Source organism: Microvirga terrestris (genome assembly GCF_015694425.1).
GTDB lineage: Bacteria > Pseudomonadota > Alphaproteobacteria > Rhizobiales > Beijerinckiaceae > Microvirga > Microvirga terrestris.
Map to the genome: position 1 here is coordinate 97,746 of NZ_JADQDN010000007.1, position 24,182 is coordinate 121,927.

At 59.5% G+C, this 24,182-nt stretch carries 18 protein-coding genes; 16 read left to right on the top strand and 2 right to left on the bottom strand.

The features are described 5' to 3' along the window. Nucleotides 1-11: 11 nt before the first annotated feature. The 12 genes from I2H36_RS14895 (at nucleotide 12) to I2H36_RS14950 (ending at nucleotide 14,972) form a co-directional block, all read left to right on the top strand. Nucleotides 12-734: an ABC transporter ATP-binding protein gene (locus tag I2H36_RS14895; protein ID WP_196264690.1), complete on the top strand. Its 723-nt coding sequence runs from the start codon at nucleotides 12-14 to the stop codon at nucleotides 732-734. Nucleotides 735-764: 30 nt separating this feature from the next. After that, on the top strand, nucleotides 765-1,625 hold the full coding sequence (locus I2H36_RS14900) for an IclR family transcriptional regulator (protein ID WP_196264691.1): 861 nt from the start codon (nucleotides 765-767) through the stop codon (nucleotides 1,623-1,625). Between the two features lie 217 nt (nucleotides 1,626-1,842). After that, complete coding sequence (locus tag I2H36_RS14905; RefSeq protein WP_196264692.1) at nucleotides 1,843-2,592, top strand: SDR family NAD(P)-dependent oxidoreductase; 750 nt, start codon at nucleotides 1,843-1,845, stop codon at nucleotides 2,590-2,592. 22 nt (nucleotides 2,593-2,614) lie between these two features. After that, nucleotides 2,615-3,322 (top strand): EthD domain-containing protein, encoded by a 708-nt coding sequence (locus tag I2H36_RS14910; RefSeq protein ID WP_196264693.1) that lies wholly within the window; start codon nucleotides 2,615-2,617, stop codon nucleotides 3,320-3,322. A 126-nt stretch (nucleotides 3,323-3,448) separates the two neighbouring features. Then, complete coding sequence (locus I2H36_RS14915; protein WP_196264694.1) at nucleotides 3,449-5,185, top strand: FAD-dependent oxidoreductase; 1,737 nt, start codon at nucleotides 3,449-3,451, stop codon at nucleotides 5,183-5,185. 37 nt (nucleotides 5,186-5,222) lie between these two features. Next, nucleotides 5,223-6,401: an NADH:flavin oxidoreductase/NADH oxidase gene (locus I2H36_RS14920; protein ID WP_196264695.1), complete on the top strand. Its 1,179-nt coding sequence runs from the start codon at nucleotides 5,223-5,225 to the stop codon at nucleotides 6,399-6,401. Nucleotides 6,402-6,427: 26 nt separating this feature from the next. Then, on the top strand, nucleotides 6,428-7,384 hold the full coding sequence (locus I2H36_RS14925) for an MBL fold metallo-hydrolase (protein WP_196264696.1): 957 nt from the start codon (nucleotides 6,428-6,430) through the stop codon (nucleotides 7,382-7,384). A 542-nt stretch (nucleotides 7,385-7,926) separates the two neighbouring features. Further along, on the top strand, nucleotides 7,927-8,499 hold the full coding sequence (locus tag I2H36_RS14930) for a hypothetical protein (protein ID WP_196264697.1): 573 nt from the start codon (nucleotides 7,927-7,929) through the stop codon (nucleotides 8,497-8,499). Nucleotides 8,500-8,823: 324 nt separating this feature from the next. After that, entirely contained in the window at nucleotides 8,824-9,837 is a 1,014-nt protein-coding gene (locus I2H36_RS14935; protein ID WP_196264698.1) for a calcium-binding protein, read from the top strand. Between the two features lie 11 nt (nucleotides 9,838-9,848). Further along, nucleotides 9,849-11,870 (top strand): hypothetical protein, encoded by a 2,022-nt coding sequence (locus I2H36_RS14940; RefSeq protein ID WP_196264699.1) that lies wholly within the window; start codon nucleotides 9,849-9,851, stop codon nucleotides 11,868-11,870. A gap of 52 nt (nucleotides 11,871-11,922) precedes the next feature. After that, a complete protein-coding gene (locus I2H36_RS14945; RefSeq protein ID WP_196264700.1) occupies nucleotides 11,923-13,647 on the top strand; it encodes a type I secretion system permease/ATPase in 1,725 nt (574 codons plus the stop codon). Then, nucleotides 13,644-14,972 (top strand): HlyD family type I secretion periplasmic adaptor subunit, encoded by a 1,329-nt coding sequence (locus tag I2H36_RS14950; protein ID WP_196264701.1) that lies wholly within the window; start codon nucleotides 13,644-13,646, stop codon nucleotides 14,970-14,972. Before I2H36_RS14945 ends, I2H36_RS14950 begins: the two co-directional genes overlap by 4 nt. A gap of 46 nt (nucleotides 14,973-15,018) precedes the next feature. Here I2H36_RS14950 and I2H36_RS14955 read toward each other — a convergent pair whose 3' ends face one another. Next, the gene (locus I2H36_RS14955) at nucleotides 15,019-16,233 is read right to left on the bottom strand and encodes a glycosyltransferase (RefSeq protein WP_196264702.1); all 1,215 of its coding nucleotides are present in this window, start codon (nucleotides 16,231-16,233) and stop codon (nucleotides 15,019-15,021) included. A 152-nt stretch (nucleotides 16,234-16,385) separates the two neighbouring features. Here I2H36_RS14955 and I2H36_RS14960 point away from each other — a divergent pair, with 152 nt between their 5' ends. The 4 genes from I2H36_RS14960 to I2H36_RS14975 all read left to right on the top strand — a co-directional run bounded on the left by I2H36_RS14960 (nucleotide 16,386) and on the right by I2H36_RS14975 (nucleotide 22,240). Then, a complete protein-coding gene (locus tag I2H36_RS14960) occupies nucleotides 16,386-17,633 on the top strand; it encodes a hypothetical protein (RefSeq protein WP_196264703.1) in 1,248 nt (415 codons plus the stop codon). 60 nt (nucleotides 17,634-17,693) lie between these two features. Beyond that, on the top strand, nucleotides 17,694-18,626 hold the full coding sequence (locus tag I2H36_RS14965; RefSeq protein ID WP_196264704.1) for a hypothetical protein: 933 nt from the start codon (nucleotides 17,694-17,696) through the stop codon (nucleotides 18,624-18,626). Nucleotides 18,627-19,017: 391 nt separating this feature from the next. Beyond that, on the top strand, nucleotides 19,018-20,877 hold the full coding sequence (locus tag I2H36_RS14970; RefSeq protein ID WP_196264705.1) for a glycosyltransferase: 1,860 nt from the start codon (nucleotides 19,018-19,020) through the stop codon (nucleotides 20,875-20,877). Between the two features lie 67 nt (nucleotides 20,878-20,944). Beyond that, complete coding sequence (locus I2H36_RS14975; RefSeq protein WP_196264706.1) at nucleotides 20,945-22,240, top strand: glycosyltransferase; 1,296 nt, start codon at nucleotides 20,945-20,947, stop codon at nucleotides 22,238-22,240. 513 nt (nucleotides 22,241-22,753) lie between these two features. Here the strand turns inward: I2H36_RS14975 and I2H36_RS14980 are convergent. Further along, a complete protein-coding gene (locus I2H36_RS14980) occupies nucleotides 22,754-24,172 on the bottom strand; it encodes a M20 family metallopeptidase (protein WP_196264707.1) in 1,419 nt (472 codons plus the stop codon). Nucleotides 24,173-24,182: the final 10 nt, after the last annotated feature.

A 24,182-nucleotide genomic window follows, 5' to 3' on the forward strand; every position in this document is an offset into this window, starting at 1 on the left:
AGGGGGCATGTATGCTTAAGCTGAAGGACGTCGATTTGGCCTATGGACCGATTGCTGCGGTTCGCAAGGTCTCCATCGAGGTGAAGGCCGGGGAGGTCGTCGCCATCGTGGGTGGGAACGGGGCCGGCAAGAGCACTTTGCTTAAAGGCATCGCCGGGCTGATGCCTGTTGGATCGGGGCAGATCATCTTCGATGGTGAAGAAATCTCGCGGTTCGCGCCCCACAAGCGGGTGGCGCGGGGGATCGCTCTCTCGCCGGAGGGACGTCAGGTTTTTCCGGACCAGACGGTCTACGACAATCTGACCTTGGGAGCCTATTTCCGGCGGCTGTCTAACGATACTCTCGATGCCGAAGTGGAGGAGCAGTTCAAGCTGTTCCCGCGCTTGCAGGAGCGGCGTGATCAGCTTGCCGTCACCCTGTCAGGGGGCGAGCAGCAGATGCTGGCCATCGCGCGGGCCCTGATGGGAAAGCCCCGACTGCTTCTGCTCGACGAGCCGTCCCTTGGCCTTGCGCCGAAGATTATCCAGGAGATTTTCGACATCATTGTATCCCTGCGTAAATCCGGCATCACCATCCTGCTTGTGGAACAGATGGCCAATATGGCTCTTGCTATTGCGGATCGGGCCTATGTGCTCGAAACGGGGAGTGTTACACTGTCGGGCACTGGGAAGCAGCTCCTCCACGACCCCAAGGTCCGTGCAGCGTATCTCGGGATTTCTCACAACGCCGCATGATACGGGCGTATCACAAACACTGAGCAGGTCATGACCATAGAAGGACGAGGCGTACAATCGGTCGAGGTCGGGGGACGTATCCTGTCAGCTCTGGTCAAAGCCGGAAAGCCTCTGATGCTCCGCGAGCTCGCAACCTTGGCCGATGTCGCCCCCGCCCAAGCCCATGCCTACCTCGTGAGCTTCCGTAAGCTCGAACTCGTTGAGCAGGACATCGCAAGCGGCCGTTATCAGCTTGGTCCCTTCGCCCTCCAGCTCGGCATCGCACGGCTGCGCAGCTTCGATCCCTTGCGGCTCGCAGGTCACGCCATCGTCGAGTTTGCGGAACAGATCGACCACATGGTGACCATTGCCGTGTGGGGAACCCACGGTCCCACAATCGTGCAGGTTCAAGAGGGCAGCGATCAGGTCCACGTGAATGTGCGCACCGGCACTGTTTTTTCCGTCACCGGCACCGCGACGGGAAAAGTCTTCGCTGCCTTCATGTCGCCAAAGGTCATCGAGGCTCAGCTGGCCGAGGAGCTGCGCAAGGGAGCGCGCATTCAGGGCGTGGGCACGGCTACGTCTCGCAAGGAGCTCGAAGCCGAGATAGCAACTGCGAGAAAGCTTGGCTATGCCTCCACGGAAAGCAAGCCCGTCACCGGGATCAACGGTATTGCGGCTCCCGTCTTCGATTACAGCGGACAGATGCAACTCGCCATCACTGTCATCGGACCGACCGGAGTTCTCGACATTCACCCCGAGAGTGCCGACGCCCAAAACCTCTTGGCGTGCACGCGCAGGTTGTCGGCCCAACTCGGTTACATGCCACACGCCATCGCTGGGACTGTGCAGGCGGAATTCGCGGAGATTGGGATTGCCGAAGCTCCCGTAAAGCGTCCTCGACGGGCGTAGCTCATCTCTCTCCTTACCGCTTTCCATACGGTGCTCTTGTCTGTCACGCTCGGTTGGCACCGGCGTGCTTTTGCCTGCGCACCGTGGCGAGTGCAGCCGGCCTGCGCGTTTATGAACGTTCGCTATTTGCGGATGCGTTCGTCATATGATTGTATGAGGCCTGTGCTGTCGAAACCAAAGGGACGGCGTTCTCAACCAAGTCAAGGAGCCGGAACGAATGCTGCTCAAAGAGCGTATTGCGCTGGTCACAGGCGCCGGTCAGGGCAATGGTGCTGCCATTGCGCGAGGTCTAGCGAAGGAAGGAGCGCGGCTCATCGCCACCGATCTGAATGGCGAGGCGGCGGCCGGCACGGCCAAGGGGATTGTGGACGAGGGCGGCGAGGCCTGGTCCTATGCTCTTGATGTTGCCGATGCACAAGCCTGCGGTGCTCTGGCGCGCGTTGTGGAAGCCTCGATCGGGCAAGTGTCCATCCTCGTCAACAATGCTGGCATATGCCCTCGCAACACCATCGACAGCCCGGATGTGATGCGCACTTGGGATGCTGCGATGCAGGTGAATCTGAACGGCACACTGAACGTCACGCTTGCTTTCGTTCCGGCTTTGCGCGCGACCAAAGGCACGGTCATCAACATGGCCTCCATTGCCTCATTCGTGTCGACCGCGACATCGATCAGCTATTCGACGTCCAAGGCTGCCGTGCGCATGCTGACCCAAAATCTCGCTCAGGAGCTCGCAAAGGATGGTGTTCGCGTGAATGCCATCGCTCCCGGAACTCTCAACACGCCCATGACCGAGGCGACGCGCACCAATCCCGAGCGGGCAGAGCGCTTCCTGTCTCGAATTCCTCTCGGCCGCTTCGGTGAGCCAGAGGAACTCGTGGGCCCGACTGTCTTCCTCGCGTCCAACATGTCGAGCTACGTGACCGGAACAACTCTTGTTGTTGACGGTGGCTATCTGGCGGTCTGAGGATGCCAGCAGGATCGTTCGCATGGGGCTTCTCACGCGCAGACCTGACGTGAGCCAGGATGAGTTCAGACGCCACTGGCGCGAGGTGCATGGTCCTCTTGTCGCGCGCCTGCCTAGCCTGCAAAGCTATCACCAAAACCACGTTGTCGACGACCGCCAACTTGCCATAGACCATGCCCGGGGTTCCTGGTCCATTGACGGCATTTCCGAGCTATGGTTCGACAGCGACGACGACATGAAGACGGCCTTGTCCTCCGATGAGTACAAGGAGGTTGCACGCGACCACCAGCTCCTTGTCGGCCCAACGGCGCTGATCACTGCCGTACAGAACGTGGTCGTGCCAGTCGATCTATCTGCCGAGCCGCTCGTGAAGCTAATATCGATCCTGACGCGGAAGCCAGGTCTGACTCCCGAGCAGTTCAAGGAAGAGTGGTGGGGCTTCCACGCTGAAGCCGTCAGCAAGTTTCCGAACCTCATGGGGTATGCCCAAAATCTTGTGACCGGGCGAAGCGCAGGCATTGGCCAGCCCGCCTCTTACGAAGCTATTCCCATTGATGGCGTGGTGGAACTGTGGTTCCGCTCCGTTACAGATATAGAGGCCGCGTTTCACTCCCGGGCAGCGAATGTCTCGCAGATGCATGCTCTCAGCTTCATCTCCGAAATCACGACCTTTCTTGTCGAAACCCATCAAGTCGTCTCAGCGGGGATGAGCCGGAAGTCGAACGCGTGAGGTTCGCGAAATATCTTGAATGAGCGAATGCGTTCGTCTAAAACAAATTAACGAACGCATTCACGCATGCTGAATCAAAGATCTCCCGGCGAGTTTGGTCGGCCGGTACGAGATGCGAGGAACGCCATGACGCCAACGAAGATGGTCACCTGCGATGTCCTTGTTGTCGGATCGGGAGCAGGCGGTCTGGCGACCGCGCTGACGGCCCAGCACCATGGACTCGATGTCATCGTTGCGGAGAAGGAGCCGGTCTTTGGCGGAACGACCGCACGCTCCGGCGGCTGGATGTGGATTCCCTGCAATCCGCTCGCGCAGAAAGAGGGCTTCAAGGATTCCAAGGAAGCGGCGCGCACCTACCTCCAGCACGAAGCCGGCAATCACTTCGATGCGGGCCGTGTCGATGCCTTTCTTGAGAACGGCCCGAGGATGGTTGAGTTCTTCGAGAAGAACACAGAGATGGAGTTCACCCTCGGGCCTGCCTTCTCGGACTACCATCCCGATGCGCCGGGCGGCACGCCCGGCGGCCGGTCGATCGTGGCGACACCCTACGATGGCCGCAAGCTCGGCAAGGAGATCGCGCGCCTTCGGCCCCCGCTCAAGGAAATCACCTTCCTCGGCATGATGATCGGATCCGGTAAGGAACTGCTGCACTTCTTCAACGTCACCCGCTCTTTCAAATCGGCAGCATATGTTGGCGTACTTCTGGCGAAATACGGTCGAGATCTCGCCTCGCACGGACGTGCGATGCGGTTGACCAACGGCAACGCGCTGATCGGGCGTCTCGCAAAATCCGCCTTTGACCAGAACGTTCCTATCTGGACTTCCTCGCCGGTGAAGGACCTGATCGTGGAGGATGGTGCGATCAAGGGCGCACTGGTGCAGACCGAAGAAGGTGTGACCGAGGTCCGCACCCGCCGCGGCGTCGTGCTAGCCGCAGGCGGCTTCCCGCAGGATGTGCTGCGCCGCAAAGAGCTGTTCCTTCATGCTCCCACTGGACAGGAGCATTGGTCGCCGGCACCTCCCGGCAACACGGGTGACGGCATCAGGCTCGGTGAGAAGGTTGGAGGGCGCGCGATCGAGGGTCTGCCAAATGCAGCGGCTTGGGTGCCAGTTTCGCTGGTCCCGCGCCGTGACGGAACATCGGGTCCGTTCCCGCATTTCATCGATCGCGGTAAGCCGGGCGTCATCGCCGTCACCAAAAGCGGCAAGCGCTTCACTAACGAATCCAATTCCTACCACGACTTTGTGCAGGCCATGATCGGCGCCTGTGGGGACGACCCGGAAAAGGCTGCATGGCTCATCGTGGATCATCCGACGATCCGCCGATACGGCCTTGGTTTCGTGAAGCCCTTCCCGGTGCCCCTGACCCCTTATCTGCAGAACGGGTATTTGCTCAAAGGACGAACCCTGCGCGAACTTGCGCTGAAAGCCGGCATTGACCCTGCTGCCTTCGAGCAAACCCTGGAGATATTCAACCGCGATGCCCGTAAGGGCGAGGACCCACAGTTCAGACGTGGCAGCACCGCCTATAACCGCTATCTCGGAGATCCCGACCAGAAGCCAAACCCTTGTGTCGGACCCATCGAGCGCGGTCCCTTCTATGCAGTGAAGGTTGTGCCGGGCGATCTCGGAACCTTCGCGGGTCTTCGCACCGATCAGAATGCACGCGTCATCGACGAGCGCGGACAGGTCATTCCGGGCCTCTACGCCGCAGGCAATGATATGGCGAGCATCATGGGCGGAAGCTATCCGGGCGGCGGCATTACACTTGGCCCGGCCATGACGTTCGGCTACATCGCCGGCCGTCATCTGGCAGGCGTGACGGAGGAGAATGCTTCCGTCGCGAGCAGGCCAGCGGCGTAAGCCGCCCCGTGCTGCAGCCGAAGAAGGTAGAGGCGTCATGACGTCACCGCAACGGCCGTGTCTGTTCAAGCCCCTGCGCATCCGCGGCATTGAACTCAAGAACCGGGTGGTCATTTCGCCGATGTGTCAGCATTCGGCGGAGGAGCGGGGCTGCGCAGGCGCTTGGCATCTTGTTCACCTGGGCAAGTTCGCCCTTGGCGGCGCCGGGCTGATCTTCGTCGAAAGCACTGCTGTGGAGCCCGGAGGGCGGATCGGCGTTCGGGACGTGGGGCTCTGGTCGGATGAGCAGGTCGCACCGTTCAAGACGATCGTCGACTTCGTGCATCAGAATGGCGCGGCCATCGGCATCCAGCTCGCTCATGCTGGGCGCAAAGCCGGATCGCAGGCTCTGTGGGAGGGCGGGTGCGCCTTGAGCATGGAGCAATTAAGAGAAACGGGTGAGCCGTGGCGGCGCGTCGGTCCGAGTGCTCTTGCCGCAGGCCCTGAGTGGTCCGTGCCGGATGCCCTAAGTCGCGAAGGCATCGCCGAGATCAGGCAAATGTTCGTTGCCGCGACCAAGCGGGCCGACCGGGCTGGCTTCGACGTTCTCGAGCTGCATTGCGGTCACGGCTATCTCGTAGCATCGTTTCTGTCTCCGCATTCCAATCGCCGAGAGGACGATTATGGCGTCTCCCGCGACAACCGTATGCGACTCGCGCTCGAGGTTGCACGCGATGTCCGGGCAACGTGGCCTCAAGAGAAGCCGCTCTTCGTGCGCATCTCCGCGGTCGACGGCACCGAGTACGGCTGGAGTCTGGATGACTCCGTTGTTCTCTCTCGTGCGCTCAAGGCTATCGGCGTTGACGTAATCGATTGCTCATCAGGCGGCCTGTCTGACGAAACGCGCAATATGAACGTTCCAAGAGGACTGGGCTTCCAGGTTCCGTACTCGGAGTGCATCCGCCGCGAGGCCAATATCCTGACGCAGGCTGTGGGCGTCATCCTTGATGGGCCGCAGGCGGAAGCCATCCTGCAAGAGGGCAGGGCGGATCTGATCGCGGTCGGTCGCGAGGCCCTCTACGACCCTTACTGGCCTCATCACGCGGCTCACGATCTTGGTCATGGCCTGCGGTTTGATGACTGGCCCATTCAGCACGGGCCATGGCTCGACAAGCGAGCGCCTCTGGTTGAAAAACTCCGTTCCGCGGAGAAGATCGCCAGAAGCCTCACAGGCTAAGGCCGATAATCGGGAGAAGCAGGTTAATGTCCAGTAAAACTTTCGCTTCGACAGGAGATCTGTCGGACAAGACGGTGTCGTTCACCGAGATCGGACCCGATCTCTACGCCTATACCGCCGAGGGCGATCCCAATACTGGTGTGATCATCGGCGACGATGGCTGCATGGTGATCGACGCACAGGCCACCCCGATGATGGCCGAGGACGTGATCGCCCGTGTGCGATCCGTGACAGACAAGCCGATCAAGTACGTGGTTCTTTCGCACTACCACGCCGTGCGCGTGCTTGGCGCATCGGCCTACAACGCACAGGGCATCATTGCGTCGAACGCCACCTACGATCTCATCGTTGAGCGCGGCGAACAGGACAAGGCCTCGGAAATCGGCCGCTTCCCGCGCCTGTTCAAGGGCGAGAGCAGCATCCCGCCCGGTCTCACCTGGCCCACCCTCACCTTCGAGAGCGGCATGTCGGTGTTCCTGGGGAAGCGTGAGGTGAAACTATTTCATCTCGGAGCCGGCCACACTGCAGGCGACATCGTGGCCTGGGTGCCGGACGCGGAGGTCATGTTCACCGGCGACCTCGTGGAGTATCACTCGGCCTGCTATTGCGGCGATGCCTATCTGCGCGAGTGGCCGCTGACGCTCGACGCCATCCTGGAATTCCAGCCGCAGGCCATTGCACCTGGTCGCGGCGCTGCCTTGCAGGGCAGCCAGCAGGTTCGCGAGGCAGCGGCCATGACCCGCGACTTCGTCACCACGCTCTACGGCGCAGCCGAGTTGTCGGTCGTGCGGGGTCGCTCGCTGAAGGAGACCTTTGCCGCAACCCGCGAGGTCATGGATCCGAAGTTCGGAGACTTCGCCATATATGAGCACTGCCTTCCCTTCAACGTCTCGCGTGCCTTCGATGAAGCGTCGGGCATCGACCATCCGGTGATCTGGACGGCCGAACGGGATCGCGAGATGTGGGCAGCCTTGCAAGGCTAGAAGCAGCCGCCTCAGCAACGTCACTTAGGGAAGGGACAGTCTGGACCTTCCCTTCCTGAGCGCTGACCCGATAGGGCGCCCCGCAAGCTGGGATGTCTCCAACCTCCTGCCCCGAAGAGTAAGAGCCGACGTTCTTTTGTGAACTTAAGCAGGAGTGAAGCGTGATCATCCAGAGCGGGCTGACCCGCAAACGCGACGATGTGGACTGCACCCAGTTTTCCAAGCACTAGCGTCATATGAACGGGCGGCTTGCGCTGAGCGTTGAGAGGTTGGTTGGACCGAAGCATGGCTTCCTTGCTATCGACGTTGGAGGTGACGGTGTCATCCATCGGCGCAAGGAGATCGTCCTTACGGATTGGGCCCCGAATCGTCATCCGACATTGAGGCTCTTGGGCTTGCCTTTGACAGCAATAAGGACGGCATATTCGATGCAAAGGATACGCGTTGGGGTGTGTTCAGGATCTGGCAGGATCGGAACCACACCGGCGTTACCAAAACAGGCGAGCTTCGCACGCTCGTAAAATGGGTATCAAAGCATCAACTTGACCATCACTGTTGCGGATCAAGCTGTCTCGGACGGTTCCATGGTGACGGGCAAGGGTGTGTTCACATGGGCGGACGGCCGGAAAGACTCGGCTGGTGACGTGGTGCTGACTCACAACGATGGCGAAATCACCATGTCCAGTACCTTCGGCTCGACACAGGAGACTCGCATAGTCGCGAGAACGCCAGGCGAGAGCTTGATGGTGGGAAGTGCAGGGAACGATGCATTCGTGTTCGGAGAAAAATTCGGACACAAGATGGTTGCGGACTTCCAGATCGTTGTGAAGTCTGGCGATGTGACTAATTTCAAGCAGTCTGTATTTAAGGATGAGAAATATCTCTTCAAAGACATGAAGCAGGTCGGCTCTTATGTTGTTATCACGGTGGACCACGACAACTCGATCACGCTCAAGAACGTCATGTTGGCGAGCATGCAGGCGGGCGACTTTCGAATTCTGGCCAAGGATTCAACTATCAAATTCACTCCAGAGAACACGTCATCAATGCGACCAACAACCAAATTATATTACTTACCTCTCGTAGTCGACTATCATCTACACGTGAATTCTTGAAATTTACATGATAACTACATACGGGCTTTTGCGGGCTCCGTTACTAAAGAACTGGTTGATTCAGGTGGACTGCTTGCTGGCGCAAGAAGGGTTAAGGTGGCACCTCCGCTCATACGCTCACTCGCATACAGCTAAGCCGCCGTCATCTGGCTTTTCAAATTATGATATAATATTACACTATGTTGCTCTATTGCTACAACATCCGGAATCTCTCGCCAATAGCTCCCTTGCGGCAATTCGTCAGAGACAAAGTTCTCAGAATAGATATAACGTTAAGCGGGTTTGGACCCATAAGTTGCAAAATTTTTGACGAGGGGTGAGGCAATGGCGACAACGCCAAGTGCATTTTTTAAAGACAGCGGTGCGCCTGAGGCTGTCTCTTATGCTCTGAAGAACGGGGCAAAGAGCTTCACAAAGCTATACCAGGACACGGCTCGTGCCGATCAGTTCGTGGGAACGAAGGGCAATGACATCTTCGTGCTCGGGGCTGGCGACAAGATCAAGTCGTCCGGCGGCGGATACGATGCGGTTGTGACCGATCATAGCTTCAGCATCGGCGGCACCGGTATCGACGCCGTCAAGCTGACGGGTTCGACCAACGTCAATGTGACAGGCGACAATGCCGACAACAACCTGTTCGGCAACGCGGGCGCCAACACCATCAAGGGCCAGGCTGGCGAAGACGTGGTTGCTGGCGGGACCGGCAATGACAAGCTCTACGGCGGCGCTGGCGCCGATACCGTTCTTGGCGGCTCCGGCGACGACAAGGCCTACGGCGACTCCGGCAAGGATCTCGTACGTGGCGGCGAAGGCAACGATAGCGTCTATGGTGGCTCCGACGACGACAAGGTCTATGGTGATGCTGGCAATGACAAGGTCTATGGTGATGCTGGCAATGACAAGGTCTACGGCGATGCCGGCAACGACAGCGTCTATGGCGGCTCCGGCAACGACAGCGTCTATGGCGGTGCCGACGATGACAAGCTTTACGGCGACTCCGGCAACGACAAGCTGTTCGGCGGTGCGGGCGACGACATCCTGACGGGTGGCGCCGGCAACGACACCATCGTTGGCGACAAGGGTTCGAACACCTTCATTGGTGGCTCGGGCCGTGACGTCTTCGAGATTGCCAAGCAGACGGGCGAGATCGACACGATTCGCGATTTCCGTGCCGGTCAGGACGTGATCGATCTGTCCGATACAAGCGCCAACAGCATGCGCGATCTGAAGTTCACCGCTGAAAAGGACGGTACGCTCGTGGAGGTCAAGGGCGGCGTGCAGATTAAGCTCATCGGCTTCGATCCCGATGAGATCAAGAGCTCGTTCTTCGACTTCTAATGGATAACCGCGTGGGCCAGAATGAAGCTGCGCATCTTCATGATGCTTCGGTGGTATCTGGCCCACTCTGGTGCGTGCCGGTTGCCGCAGGTATCATTGCGGTTTGGCACAATCTCACGCCCGAATTTGAAATCGTCGGCTTGGAAGGCGGGGCAGGTCTCCTGACGCAGATCGAGAGACATCGCATCTTCTCACCACAGTTTTCCAAGAACTTCTATACGATCTCCGGTCACGGCCTTCAGGATGGACGGCGTCTCCGCGTCTTTCTACGAGGAGACGATGGGGCCGATGTCGAGCAGACGCTCGATCTCAGGCTGGCCCACTGGCAGACCGAAGGTGCGTCGCAGATCGTTTCCTCTATCGTATCGCGCATTCTTTCGAAACATTCCGCCTCGGGCGATCACGGGACCCTTGAACGCTTCCTGTCGCTCGTCAGCTCGTGGAGATCCTCGGGCCGCCTTAAGGCGCAGATTGGCAGCCATTGCCTTTATGAGCTCGATATAGCCTCACACCATTTCGCTCAGCGGCAAGCATGCTTCGTACTGCGGCAGGGGAGGCTCACGCGCGAGGTCCTCGACAGCGTCAGCGACAACGGGAGCAGCATCTTCAGGATCTCAAAGGGGTATCCGGATCGGGTCTATGTCGATCTCGATGGTGATCTGGTCGAGCTTGGCCTGTCCGGCAATCCCGTTGCTGAACAGCACACCGTAGGATGGCTTCAGTGTTTGTCCCCGCCGGCCAAGAACAGCTTGCTGGACTGTCTTTCCAAGGTATCGGAGGCAGAGCCTGCAGACCTTCCGACTTATGTCACGGCCTCTCTGAAATCAGTGGCCTTTCCATTAGGTGAGCCTCATTCGGAAGTTGCCATCGAAGGCTGCTTTCAAGCTTCAGGCGCATTGTTCGCATTCCTGAAGGTGACAGGAACAACGGCTCTGGAGGATGTGCAACTTGAGCTTTTTGGAGAGGTGGTCAACGAGCGCCGTGAGCCCAACCTGCTGACCTGTTCCACCTCCTCGGCAAATGGCCTGCCGAAGTCTCTCATCGTTGCAAAAGCTTCTCTTGATGGGGGGCGAGTCTCTGCCTGCAAGGTTACTCTTCAGGTCGAGGGCCGCAGCATCCAGCACTGGATTCAGGTTCAACAGGGCTGCACAGGCTCAAGCCTCGCCTTCGCTCGCAGCTTTTGGCCGCTCTCGAACGAGGATGTGAATTACCTTGCGGAAGTTGGTGCGCCTTTCGCGTCGGCCTGGATGCAGCGCACAGTGAAAGAGGCAGCACGGACCCTTAGGCTGACAGCCCGGCAAAACACCGGCACTGCTGTCGATCTGCACGTCATCGCCGAAGCCCGGCCCGAGCTGCTTCATGGCACGCTGATTGGCTTCAGAGCCTCTGTTCCTCGTGGCCAAACCATAAGGGTAACGCTCCGCTCTAGCCCTGGTATCGAGGCGACGTGCTCAAGCGTTATCGAATGGGCAAGGCGCTATGACTTGGACGGAGAACTCCAGGTTCTTCCTGCCGATGCGCCTGCTTCAGCAGCGGCCAGCATTGGGCGGCGTTCACCGGCGGAGGTTTCCATTGCGGTTAGAGCCGGATTCATTCCACCCAGGGCCGGGTGGCTGGATGAAATCGTGGAACAGGTTGCGCAGGCGCCCGACACGTTTCTCTTAGGTGTCGCGCCAGGCCGAGTGTCTACAAGGATAGCCCTTGATCAGCTCGACCCTGAGACGCTTCTCGATCTCCTTGCTCACGATGCCGTTGTGGCTATGGCGGCGCCGGTCAATCTGATCGGGCGCATCCCGGTTGAACGGCCTGTCTGCCACACTGTTGCCGGATCTTGGATAGAGAGGATGATCAAAGGTTTCGAGTACGGCGCGAATACCGTTCCGCATGCCGCTCTCGGTTTCCTTGAGATCAACGGATCCTGGGATCAGGACAGATTTGGTATCGGGATCGATGAGATCGCCCTGTCGCGCAAAATCGGCGCGACAGAACACCGCGAGATGCCCATCAACCCTACGAACGTGCGAAGCGCGTAACCTGGATAAATCGCCTCGACATTGGTCCGGGGCGGGAAGCATTGGATCGAGTATGAGCAAAAAGCCTGGCGAGACCATCGTAGCACAAGCTCTCCGTCAATGCCGGACTCACTTCGCTTATGCGCTTGGCTTCAACGTTTTCATCAACATCCTGCTGCTGGCCTATCCGATCTTCATGATTCAGGTCTACGAGCGGGTGCTCAGTTCGCGCAGCATCGAGACGCTGATCGTCCTCAGCACCGGCCTGGTCATCGCTCTCGCCTTCAAGGCCGTGTTCCAATGGGCCAGGGGAGCGCTGTTCGTCCGTGCCGCGGTGCGGCTGGACCGGCTGCTTGCGGACCGGGTTCTAACAGCCCTGATCGAGCGCAATTCCGGTGGAACGTCATCGGAGGGCAGCCAAGCCCTTCGGGATCTCGATGCCTTCCGGCAGTTTGCAACCGGCAAGGGGGTGCTGGCTGCAATCGACGCCCCCTGGGCCATCCTCTTCACGGGCGTGCTGCTGATCCTTGATGTTCAAGTCGGCCTGGTCGCTCTTGCCTGCATCCTTCTCATGGCCGTGGCGACGATCGCCAATACGGCTCTCACGAAGCGAGCCATTGCCGAGACTTCGCAATACACCAACAGGTCTTATGGATTTGTCGAGGCGAACCTGCGCGGCTCCGAAGCCATCGTCGCCATGGGCATGGTCGGATCGGTTGTCGGTAAGTGGCGCGATCTGAGGAACCCCGGCCTCGACACTCAGGTGAGGACCAGCCAGGTCGGCGTGCTTTTCAACGCAGTTCTGGGCTCGGCACGCATTCTTGTCCAAGCGATCATCATGATGGCCGGTGTGATCGAGATCCTCTACAGCGACGCGCCGACAGGGATGCTGTTTGCAGCTCTAATCGTGGCCGGCTTTGCCATGAAGCCCATCGATCAGCTGGTCGCCGCCTGGGATGACTACATTCCCGCCCGCCAGGCGCTGAAACGTATCGAGGCGTTGCTCTCGGAGACACCGCGGTCGCGTGCCGGCACGGCCCTGCCAAAACCGCAGGGGAATCTGACCTGCTACAATCTCTATTACATCCCCCCCGGCGGCGAGCAGCCGATCCTGTCGAACGTCAACCTCGCAATCACCCCGGGAGAGTCGCTCGGTCTCATCGGCCTCAACGGGTCCGGCAAGACGACGCTGGCGCGCCTGCTCGTCGGCAACCTTAAGCCGACGCGCGGTCAACTGCGCCTTGATGGGGTCGAGCTCTGGTCGGCCAGCCGCGAGGATATCGGCCGCCACATCGGTTATCTGCCGCAGAACATCTCTATCCTGAGCGGCACGGTGGCGGAAAACATTGGCCGTTTCGGCAAGCTGAGCGACCAGGAGATTGTCGAGGCGGCCAAGGCCGCGGGTGTGCACGACCTGATCCTGCGCCTGCCGAAGGGCTATGATACGGAGATCGGCGAGAACGGGCATCCGCTGTCCGGCGGCCAGCGGCAGCTGATTGCCCTGGCGCGCGCCATCGCCGGATCGCCCGCTCTGGTGATCCTGGATGAGCCGAACTCCAATCTCGACGGTCAGGCGGAGGAAGCGCTGGTCGCGTGTATCGCGGGCCTCAAGCAGCGTGGCATCTCCTGCGTTCTGATCACCCACCGCCCGACGCTCGTGCGCGATCTCGACCATGCGGTCGTCCTGAAGGACGGCCATGTGGTCAGCGCGGGCGCGACGGACAATGTCTTCAAGCGCCTCGGCCGCCCAGTGGTCGTCAGGAACGCCTCCGGCAACGGAGAGGAAATGGCACAATGAGCATGGCATCCACCTTGTCGAGCGGCAGCACGATCGGCACGAGCTTCGATTCGCCACGCGCGCCGCTTCTCGTCGGCGGCATCGCGGCCGTGCTGATGATCCTGGTCTTCGGCGTCTGGGCTTCGATGATGTCGGTGGCCGGCGGTGCGGTCGCCAACGGCAAGGTCGCTCTTGAGGGCAACCGCAAGGCGCTGCAGCACCGCGAAGGCGGTACGGTCAAGGCGATCCTCGTGCGCGAGGGACAGCGCGTTGAAAAGGGTCAGGCCCTGATCGAGCTCAACCCCACGGACCTGCAGGCCGAGGTGGCGATCCTGGACAGCACGCGCTTGGCCACCATGGTGCGTCTGGCCCGCTTGCGGACCGAGGTCCGCAACGACAGCCAAATCCTCTGGCCTGCCGACGTGAGCGCTTTGCGCAGTCAGGTTCAGGCCCGCTCCATTGTCGATCAGGAAACCGCGGTCTTCGAGGCGCGGCTCACCGCCTATCGCGGTAACATCAACCTGCTCCAGCAACAGATCGATGGCCGCGAGCGCCAGATTGCCGGCCTTGAGACGCGTTTGATCGCGACGCAGAGCCAGCTCACCTCGGTCGACCAAGAGCATACCTCGCTTCTGCCCCTGGTGGAGAAGGGCCTTATCGCCCGGCCGCGCGTGCTCGCACTCGAGCGCACCTCTGCGTCGCTGGCTGCCGACCTTCAGACCATCAGGTCGCAGATCGATGCGGAACGCAGCAGCATCCAGCAGGCAGAGACGCAGATCGCACAACTCGAGAAGGACCGGCGCGAGGCCGCGGCCAAGGAGATCGCCGAGATGGAGGCGCGTCTTGCCGAAGTGGCGCCGCGCCTGACATGGGCGAACGAGCGGCTGCAGAACACCACGCTCTTCGCGCCGGAGTCTGGCTATGTCTATGGCCTTGCCGTATTCAATTCCGGCGCGGTGGTCACGCCCGGACAGATCGTAATGGAGATCGTGCCCTCCACCGACGCTCTGGTGCTGAGCGTCGAGATCAGCCCCAAGGATGTGGAGCGGGTGCGCAAGGGTCAGCACGTGACCGTGCATCTCCTGGCCTATTCGCAGCGCTACCAGTCCGTGATCAAGGGTCACCTCGACAAGGTCTCACCCGACCGGTTCGACAATCCGCAGACCGGAGCCGCCTTCTACCGCGGCACCGTCAGTATCGAGCCGGGCGAGCTGCGGCGCGCGCAGGTGGAACTGGTGCCCGGCATGCCGGTCAACGTGGTGATCGAGACGGGCGAGCGCACCATCCTGGAATACCTGCTCGATCCGATCTTCCGGGTGACGGATTACGCCCTTCGCGAGCGGTGATCCCCCAAGACGAGCGACACGAAAAGGCGAGTCCCGGCTCGCCTTTTTATTGCGTCAGGAGATCGAGATAACGCGGGAGGCTGCGCGTCTTGAAGTCGTAATGCTCCAGCACGGTTTCCCGCGCTCCTTGCGACAGGCGCCGGCGCTGCGCCGGATCGTCGAGCAGCTCACTCAAAATGTCCACCAGCGCCTTGCGGTCGAAGAAGCCGGCGGTGCGGCCGTTCTCGCCGTCCCTCAACACCTCGAGAACAGGGCCCGTGGCCGAGCCCAGCATGGTGCAGCCGCAGGCCATCGCCTCCAGGAAGGACCAGGACAGAACGAAAGGGTAGGTGAGGTAGACGTGCACGGACGAGACCCGCAGCAGGTCGAGATAATCGTCGTAAGCCAGTTGGCCCACGAAGTGCACGCGACCCCGGTCCAGACCGGCGCCGACCTCTTCGAGCATTGCGCTTTTCCAACTCCCGCCGCCAGGATGGTTCTGGCCGTAGCTGACCTCCTCCCGGCCCACCAGCACGACCTGCGAGTTCGGACGCCGCTCAAGGATCTCCGGCAGGGCGCGCATGAACACGTGGAAGCCGCGATAGGGTTCGAGGGAGCGCGACACATAGGTCACCACCTCATCGTCACAGCTCAGTACCCGGCCGTTCGGCAAGGTGAAAGTGGCGGCGGGGTTCGGCGCCACCTGCGCGGTATCGATCCCTTCGTGGATCACCTCGATCTGCGATCCGATCTGCGGCGGAAACAGGCCGGCCTGCCACCGGGTCGGCGTGACGCAGCGGGAGGCCGCCGCGAAGGCCATCAGGTTAGTGGTGTTGCGCAGAGGCACCGTGCGTAGATCGCCGCCTCTCACCCTCAGCTCGGGATCGAAATCGAGATCGCTGTTCTGCACGCGATAGAAGTATTCGAGATAGGCGATGAACCGGGCTTCGGGGAAGATCTCCGGCACGAACAGGGCGTCGCCCCAGCCTGGATGCGCCAGGATCACGTCGGGCCTGAAACCCTTATCTTTCAAGGATTGCGCGAGATCCGCCACCGTGCGCCCACGCCGTGCATGCTCGGCGAAATCGAGACCTAACGGAAACACCGCCTCGGCCGGCCCGGTCGGATGCCTGTAGCCCCGGTAGGTGATCTGCTCCGCCCCTCCGGACCCGCGCTCCCCTTCACCGATCCCGACAATCCGCCACCCCTCCCGCCCCATCAGCTCCTTGGCGAGCCGCTTGAACTGGCCGGGGAAGTTGGGGTGGAGAAGGAGGAGGTTCATGGGGCAGGGTGTAGCAGATAGGGGGGTTGAGTGACAACAAAGGGACGTGTAGCAGGCTTATTCTTCAGCTGTTCAGCGTATTCGGATAAATACGTGTGGCTGAGAATTGGTTTTTACAGTAGCTCAGGCTCTGATCGGGCGGAACGTTTCAGATGGCAATTTCGGGTGTGGTTGACTCACTGATTAGCGATGTGGTGTCCGGTTGGGTGGCATGCGACGGACATACTGACATTCAGGTCGTTGCCACCTTTGATGAGGAGGAGATCACTGTTCCTGCCAACATCCCTAGACGCGATCTTGGCGAGAAGTCGGGGAAGTTTGGGTTCAGAATTCATCTCCCGCGTTCTGCCGTGCCAAGCGAACTTTTCAACGGTCGGCTCTCTCTACGCGCCGTTCAAAAGGATCAGTCCGTTCCTCTCAAGATCTGGGAGCCCTTGAGGCAAGCCGCGAGCTTGGAGAGCATGGATTTCCAAGGCCTCGCTCACGCGGTACGCTTCCTTAGTCCCGAAAATCGTACCGAGTTCAATAAAATCTTCAGCGAGCCAAAAAGCTGGCAACAACTGAGCGACAAAAAGCAATTGTGCGTAGTCGCCTATGCGCATGATGCTTCTGCATGGTTTCCGTACTTCTACAGCTACTATACGTCTATCGTAGAACCAAGCTCCATTTTTATCGTGACCCCGAGCCCTCGGAGCTTCGACGATTACACACTCGGCGGCATAACCTCGATTGATGGATTCCCTTACGATAATCCCGCCCGTTCTCAGATTATGTCCCGCATCTGTCAGGGGTTGCAGGCCTACTACGAATGGACCTTGCTGTGTGACGTCGACGAGATCGTTGTTCCTCATCCTGATTCAGAAAAGTCATTTCCCGAGGCTTTGGCTGAGTTGAAGGATGGCGTGTCGATCTCGCGAGGGTTCGACGTCATTCAGATGGACGGCGAAGCGGACTTCGATTTCTCTCGTCCTGTCCTCGATCAGCGACGGTTCGGTCTCGCCGCGTCGGGGATGTGTAAGCCTCATCTTGCTCGCGTTCCGGTGCGCTGGAGCATCGGGTATCATTTCACGAACCACAAACCTCAGTTCGAGACTTCCGGCAAAGGCTTCGTGACGCTCCACCTGAAATGGGCTTGTAACAAGGTCAGAGCAGATGTGGCACGCATTGTTCAGAGAACGAAATACACCGCTTCGAATACTGCGAGCTATGCGCTTGAGAGCGTCGTGATTGAGAAGCACCCGGCATTAGCTGGCGCTACTCCCAAGATCCTGTCAATCGGTAGTGAGGAGATGAAGGCGTTCGAACGGCAATTCATTGCGAGTGCACGCTACAGCTCAGAAGAGGATCTTTGGGCTGCTGAGCATTTTGTTAGTTCAACTCTTTTTGAACTGCGGAAGTAGCCGAATGCACTACTGGTCCTGCCCAAATTCAACTTTGCATTACGATCAGAGAGACTTGTAGTGAAAAATCTAGTATTCGTAGGGGCAAGAGCCCACGCGTTGCATGGTAATGGTAAAGCTTCAACCTTTTTCCAGTATGCAGATTCTGTATTTCGTAGTTATGGGATTGACGTCTTTAAATATAAAAACTTCAACGAATTTGAACTGAATATAGATAAGCATCGCGACGGCATCGTAACGATGATCTATAATGAGGAAGATGGGATTGAGGAGGCAGAGCAGATTGAGAGAATTTGCATGCAGAATATGCGACGTGCACTCATCGTTCATCCTTCTAAGCTCGGGCGTGTGATAGGGGATAAAGCTGCTACGAACACCCTCCTCGCAGATAACGGCATCCGCGTACCTAAGCAAATCAAGAGCGAGGCTGCCATTGGGCAAGTGTTCTCGAATGATCCACTGGGCTCAGGAAGAACTGTGTCAGTACATGCTCCCGGAGAAAAGTTGAGATTCGATAGATACAATACCGAGTTTATTAATACTGTCTATCCCTTCAGAGGGCGTGATTACTACGTCTCACTCAGAGCGATGTGCGTCGGTGGCACTTGTATTGCTATTTATACAAGGTGTCGCCCAACTGAAGAGGGAAATCCTTCAGTCCATACTACGAATACGCCTGTCGATCCTGAACTTATAAACTACCTTCATGTACGAGTGGCAATCCGCCTACAGGGTAAAATTATTCAGGTGTGCGAGCAGATCGGACAGGTGATCGGTCTCGGCTTCTTCTCTCACGACCTCTTGCCGTGCGCTGATACTGGTGAAGTGTTCATTTGCGAAACAGGAGTCAAATTTGATGAAGCAACATTGATGAATCGCTTAACCCCAGTTAGGAATTCAGTTGTAATTCAGGATGTATTTAATGGTGTAGAAATCAAGAAGTCTGCGCATGAGTTCGTTCGCGCAGCGAATGAAATGGGATTTCTGCGATAAGATATTTTCGAGAATTTTCTATGGAGGCGTGAAAATTTAAAATGAAGATCTCAATAGATGATTCTTTTCTATTAATAGAAAAGTCAGCGTCGAATGTGGGCAGATTCTAGCTGTATGTCTTTCAAAGGGAGGGGACTTCAAAAGCTTGATGCTGGTCTGCGAGAAATTTCGGGAAGTTCTGAGGACAAAGCCGATGCTGCCTAATGGATCGTTCAAAGAAAGAGGATGTTCAAAATACCTAAGTGGCGGAGATCATATATCGAACCGCGACTTTTCATTCTACGTCGCGCCGCCTGCCAAGCTCCTTATGTTACTTGACGAACAGGCACCTCCTCCCGCAAGAAGATAACATACTCATTATACAAGCAAAGCTTAGTCTGGGGCAGTTCCAGTGACATCTGCATCCATTTCCGCCGCAGGCAGCGCGCGCCTTGAGATCGAACGGCTAATCGCCCTGCGAGGAACCTTGAGCGTGGTGCTTCGGGTGCCCGCCGGGGCGGCTGTCGATGGAGTGAGCGGGATCAGGCTCGCCCAGGGGCGGGCGGCCATTGCGGTTCCGCGTGGCCAATGGATCGAGTTGGGCGCCGCAGACGGCGGGATGGAACGGCCCAAGCCCGTTTTCCGGCCGAAGCGCGGGAAGAGAATGGCCGCTCCCGTGGAGGCCGAGGCCCCGAAGGCCCGGCGCTTCCTCGCCGGGCTGCCGCGGCCGCTCGCTAGCCGATTTGATCTGGGCCAAACAGTTGAGGTGTCTCTCGATGCGCCCCGCGCCGGCAAGGCCGTAGCGCTCCATATGGTGAGCATCAGCCCGGACGACCTCGCCGACGGCCTTGGGGCAGCGCTGGCGCAGGTGCTGCGGGCTTCCGGCGACGAGGGGGGTGCGGGTCTGATCGGTGCCAGGGTTGCTGTACGGCCGCTGGACATTCCCAGACTGTGCTGGATTGAGCACCTGGTGCTCTCCGGTACCGGAATTGTGGCCAACGGCTGGCTGGCCAATATTGGCGGCCAGACTGTCCATGCGGCGAGCGCCAACTTGGAAACATGGGTTTCTAACGACGCGATCCAGCGGACCGCAAGGCCGGACGTGCATGCGCATCTTCGGGGTGAGAATGCCCTGACGAGCGCTTCCGACGAGCACGGCTTCACTTTCGTGATCCCCGCCGCTGTGGAGGGGCAGGATCTCTATTTCGTCGAGGTGTCGCCGGACAGGGCGCAGGTGACGTTTCACGGGCCACTCGCGGTGAGCGCGAAGCGCGACGACGCCCTTGCCATGAGCATCATCCGGGGCGCTTTCGGCGACATACGCTCCCTGAAGGCGGAGGAGGTGGATCGCAGCTACCGGCATCTGCTTTCGACCGAAAAAGGCGAGATGAGCGCCCAGGTGTTCGATTTCGGGCCGAAGCTCCCCCAGGACCGGCCGGTTTCCTCGGTGATCATCCCATTCTACGGCGATGCCTTCTTCATGAACTGCGTGCATTACCTCCAGCGGGTGCTCGACGACGGCTTCGAGCTGGTGCTGGTGGTGGACGATCCGCGCATCTGGGCCGAGGTCTATAACGGACTGGCCCTGCGCTCCACGGGCCTGCGGGTTCCCACGCGCCTCCTGCGGAACCTGGCCAATTACGGCTATGGCGGCGCCAACAACATCGCGGCCAGCCTTTCGCGCGGGGACGTGCTGTTCCTCATGAACTCCGACATCCTGGTCAAGGACCCCGCCGGCCTCGTGAAGGCCGCGGAGGAAATCCGCGACCGCAAGCGCGCCGGGGGGCGGGAGCTCGTGGTCGGATTCTCCCTGCTCTACGAGGACAACACCATCCAGCATCTCGGGATGACCTTCCCGCGCTCGTCCGCCATGGGCAACCTGCTCGTGGCCGACCACCCCATGAAGGGCCTGCCCTTCGACCTCTACGAGGGCGATCCCATCCGCCCGGCCCAGGCCGTCACGGCGGCCCTCATGGCCCTGTCGAAGAACCTCTTCACGGAACTCGGCGGCTTCGACCTGCGCTACGAGCGCGGCGACTTCGAGGACGCGGATCTCTGCCTCAGGGCGCGCCAGCGCGGGGCCGAGATCCAGGTCCATGTCCATCCGGGGCTGTACCACCTGGAGCGGCAGTCGATCCCGTCCATGGGAGATGCCGATGTCCGGTCCATGGTCACCTACATGAACTGCGCCGAGTTCAACCGGCGCTGGGAGGCGGAGCTGACGAAGCCCAAGCGGGTGTTCAAGGTTTCCACACCCAGGCAGACGGCATAACCGGCATCAACCCGAACGGCGCGTGCGGGGCGCGCCGGCTACCAATCGATCAGATAGGTTCTCTCACATGCGTGTCATGGTCCTTTCACACGGACATCCGGATCTCGGGGCGGGCGGCGCCGAGCGCGCGGCCTACTCGCTGTTCCAAGCGCTCAAGGCGGATCCGAAGGTGGAAAAGGCCGTGTTCGTAGCCCGCGCGGAGCACGACGCTATCGGCCACAGCGCCTTCTTTGGCAGCTTCCGCAGTCGTCTCGACGAGATCCTCGCTGCTCCGCCGCCAGTGGATGGTCTTACCTTTCAGAGCCAGAATTACGATCTGCTAAAGCAGCTGATCCACGAACTCATCCGCCACGCGCGACCGGATGTAGTACACATCCACCACTTCATTTATTGGGGCCTCGACATCTTCGAGCTCTTCAAGGAGGCAGGCGTCCGGGTTGTCTTCACGTTCCATGAATATGCTGCCATCTGCGCGCATTTCGGCCAGATGATCAAGACCAACGGCCGCTTGTGCTATGCGGCGTCACCGGCGGAATGCAGCGGATGTTTTCCTTCAATCAGCGCCGGCAAGTTCTTCGTGCGGGAGTCGATTCTCAAGCTCTTCTTCGACAATGTCGACATGTTCGTCTCGCCCAGCGCCTTCCTCAAGGAGCGCTATGTGGCCTGGGGAGTACCGGCCGAGCGCATTGAGGTGATCGAGAACATCATGGATCAGGATGTTCTCGGACGTAGCCGCACGCTGGCCGACCGTAAGCCGTTGCGGGTGGAGAGCAATCGGCGGCTCACGATCTCCTATTTTGGCCAGATCAATCCCTACAAGGGCGTCGACGTGCTGCTGGAGGCCTGCGCCTCGTTGCCTAAACGCGTTCGCAAGCGGATCGAGGTGCGCATCCACGGCGAGAACAAGCATTTCCGCGACAGCGAATTCGGGCGCAAGGTCGATCGCTTGCTCGAGGAAACGCGCGATGTGGTTCGCATGATGGGAGCCTACCGCAATCAGGAGGTCCTTAGCCTCATGCGCGGCAGCGACTGGATAGTCATCCCCTCGATCTGGTGGGAGAATTCGCCCATTGTCATCCAAGAGGCACGCATGGCCGGTCGGCCGATGATCTATGCCGATATCGGGGGCATGAGTGAGAAAGCAGACACTCGAGTCGACTTGCCTTTTTCAGCAGGTAGTCCAGGCGCCCTTGCCGATGTCATTGGATACCTCGTGGAGGGCGATATGTATGTCGATAGCGAAATATTGCAGGCTCATGTGCAAGCGCGCTTAAACTTAGACTCCGAAAATTACAGCCACCATATTACGCTGTATTTGAGGGAGACATCGAAGTTTACAGAGCGCAGACAGCTTGCAGGATAGCCCCTTTGAGATTTGCCAGTTGCTGGTATGGGCCAGCAAGCCGGCGGCTCACCATCGGTCCGTTGACTCGTTGGCAAACGATTACGGTTTTTGACCAGAGATCTGCATGAAATTTACTTCACTCGTAGTCACCACATCACTCAAACTCGGCACGAGCAGCCTGCGAGGCCTTACAGTAAGATTGAACGGTGTTCCCGCTTTTGCCTGTACCCGCGCCCTTGCCGAAATGTTGAATGACAATGGCTCGGCCATCGCTGCCCAGAATATCGTGCTTGTCGGATGGGGTCTGCGGGAGAGCAGCTCAAGCATTTCTCAACTGTGCTGCGCTGCCTTGGAGAATCCGGCCTAATCCCGCTCGATTATGGCGCCTCTCCACCGCCCGCGCTGGCATATCACGCGTTTGACGTTGGTATATACCTGACACAAGCATCAGCGTGCATCGATATTGACACCATCGAAGCGGCACGGGGCGGGCGACGTTCCCTCGCGCCAGAGACTGCGGTCAATCAGAGCTTAACTGCGCGACATGTCCAACGGGGGCTCGACGCCCTCCCGCAGCGGGCTCACATATGGGGTTTCCCGCGTTCTCTCCGCAAGATCGGCCCTCGCGGCTGCAATCAAAGATGGATCGGTGATCGCTGCCATGCCGGTAGCGGCCATAGCTTTGGCGACATGCACCATCGCCTTGTGGGCCGCTGGCATCTTACCTTGAGCGACGATCTGCCAGGTGTGGAACGGGGTGCCGATCGCCACCGTCGGAGCGTGCGCTTGAACAGTGGGTACGACCCAGCTCACGTCACCGATATCGGTCGAGCCGATCATAGGCTTGCGCAGGGAGGCGAGGGGCGTCAAGAAGTCGGCGAGAGGTTCATCGGTCTTCGGCTGCCCTATGGCTTGGTAGACGGATGCGATCTCCTGTTCCGACAGGGTTTCTCGAATCTTGCGCGCGAAGTCACGATCGGCGTCGTCGAATGGGGGTGGTCCAAGCTCCTCCATGGCGTTGTGAAGGGCATGTTCGAGCGGGGTGTTGCCAAGCGTGTTGGAGACAGCGCTGACGATGCGCATCTCGACGCTGGTTTCCGTCATGAGGGCGGCTCCCTGCGCGATCTTGTGCACGCGCTCGATCAGGTCGAGCATGCCGGGCAGGTCCATGGCGCGGATCGAATAGCGCACGCGGGCATAGGCCTGCACCACGTTCGGTGCGATGCCGCCTGTATCGAGCAGGGCATAGTGCACACGGGAATCGGACGGCATGTGCTCGCGCATATAGTTCACGCCCACATTCATCAACTCGACGGCATCAAGCGCGCTGCGTCCCAGATGTGGAGCAGCGGCGGCATGGGCTGCACGACCTGTGAAGGCGAAGTCGGCACGCGTATTGGCCAGCGACAGCGCTGGTGCGACCTCCCAAAAACTGTAGGGATGCCAGGAGATCGCGATATCGGCGTCGTCGAAGGCGCCAGCGCGAACCATGAAAGCTTTGGCCGCGCCCCCTTCCTCGGCAGGGCAGCCGTAATACCTGACGCGACCCGGAATGCCCTTCTCGGCAAGCCAGTTCTTCAGGGCGACAGCAGCGAGCAGGGCGCCTGATCCGAGGAGATTGTGTCCGCATCCGTGTCCAGGCCCGCCGGGTTCGATGGGACGATGCTCCGCAACGCCGGCCTCCTGGCTCAAGCCCGGGAGAGCGTCGTACTCGCCCAGGAAAGCGATTACCGGGCCGCAATCACCTGCTTCGCCGATGACGGCGGTCGGGATGCCAGCAACACCTTCGGTGACGCGAAAGCCCTGGTGGCGCAATTCCGCAGCATGTTCGGCAGCTGAACGGACTTCGGTATAGCAGACCTCAGGCATTCCCCAGATGCGATCACTCAAGGCAACGAAGCGGCTCTTTGCAGCATCCACATGCTGCCAAATCTCGTTTCGGACGTTCATGTCGTGCTCC

Bases quoted from the DNA above. Each gene is read 5' to 3' on its own strand.
- I2H36_RS14895 (WP_196264690.1), top strand. From the start codon at position 12: ATGCTTAAGCTGAAGGACGTCGATTTGGCCTATGGACCGATTGCTGCG.
- I2H36_RS14900 (WP_196264691.1), top strand. From the start codon at position 765: ATGACCATAGAAGGACGAGGCGTACAATCGGTCGAGGTCGGGGGACGT.
- I2H36_RS14905 (WP_196264692.1), top strand. From the start codon at position 1,843: ATGCTGCTCAAAGAGCGTATTGCGCTGGTCACAGGCGCCGGTCAGGGC.
- I2H36_RS14910 (WP_196264693.1), top strand. From the start codon at position 2,615: ATGGGGCTTCTCACGCGCAGACCTGACGTGAGCCAGGATGAGTTCAGA.
- I2H36_RS14915 (WP_196264694.1), top strand. From the start codon at position 3,449: ATGACGCCAACGAAGATGGTCACCTGCGATGTCCTTGTTGTCGGATCG.
- I2H36_RS14920 (WP_196264695.1), top strand. From the start codon at position 5,223: ATGACGTCACCGCAACGGCCGTGTCTGTTCAAGCCCCTGCGCATCCGC.
- I2H36_RS14925 (WP_196264696.1), top strand. From the start codon at position 6,428: ATGTCCAGTAAAACTTTCGCTTCGACAGGAGATCTGTCGGACAAGACG.
- I2H36_RS14935 (WP_196264698.1), top strand. From the start codon at position 8,824: ATGGCGACAACGCCAAGTGCATTTTTTAAAGACAGCGGTGCGCCTGAG.
- I2H36_RS14945 (WP_196264700.1), top strand. From the start codon at position 11,923: ATGAGCAAAAAGCCTGGCGAGACCATCGTAGCACAAGCTCTCCGTCAA.
- I2H36_RS14950 (WP_196264701.1), top strand. From the start codon at position 13,644: ATGAGCATGGCATCCACCTTGTCGAGCGGCAGCACGATCGGCACGAGC.
- I2H36_RS14955 (WP_196264702.1), bottom strand. From the start codon at position 16,233: ATGAACCTCCTCCTTCTCCACCCCAACTTCCCCGGCCAGTTCAAGCGG.
- I2H36_RS14960 (WP_196264703.1), top strand. From the start codon at position 16,386: ATGGCAATTTCGGGTGTGGTTGACTCACTGATTAGCGATGTGGTGTCC.
- I2H36_RS14975 (WP_196264706.1), top strand. From the start codon at position 20,945: ATGCGTGTCATGGTCCTTTCACACGGACATCCGGATCTCGGGGCGGGC.
- I2H36_RS14980 (WP_196264707.1), bottom strand. From the start codon at position 24,172: ATGAACGTCCGAAACGAGATTTGGCAGCATGTGGATGCTGCAAAGAGC.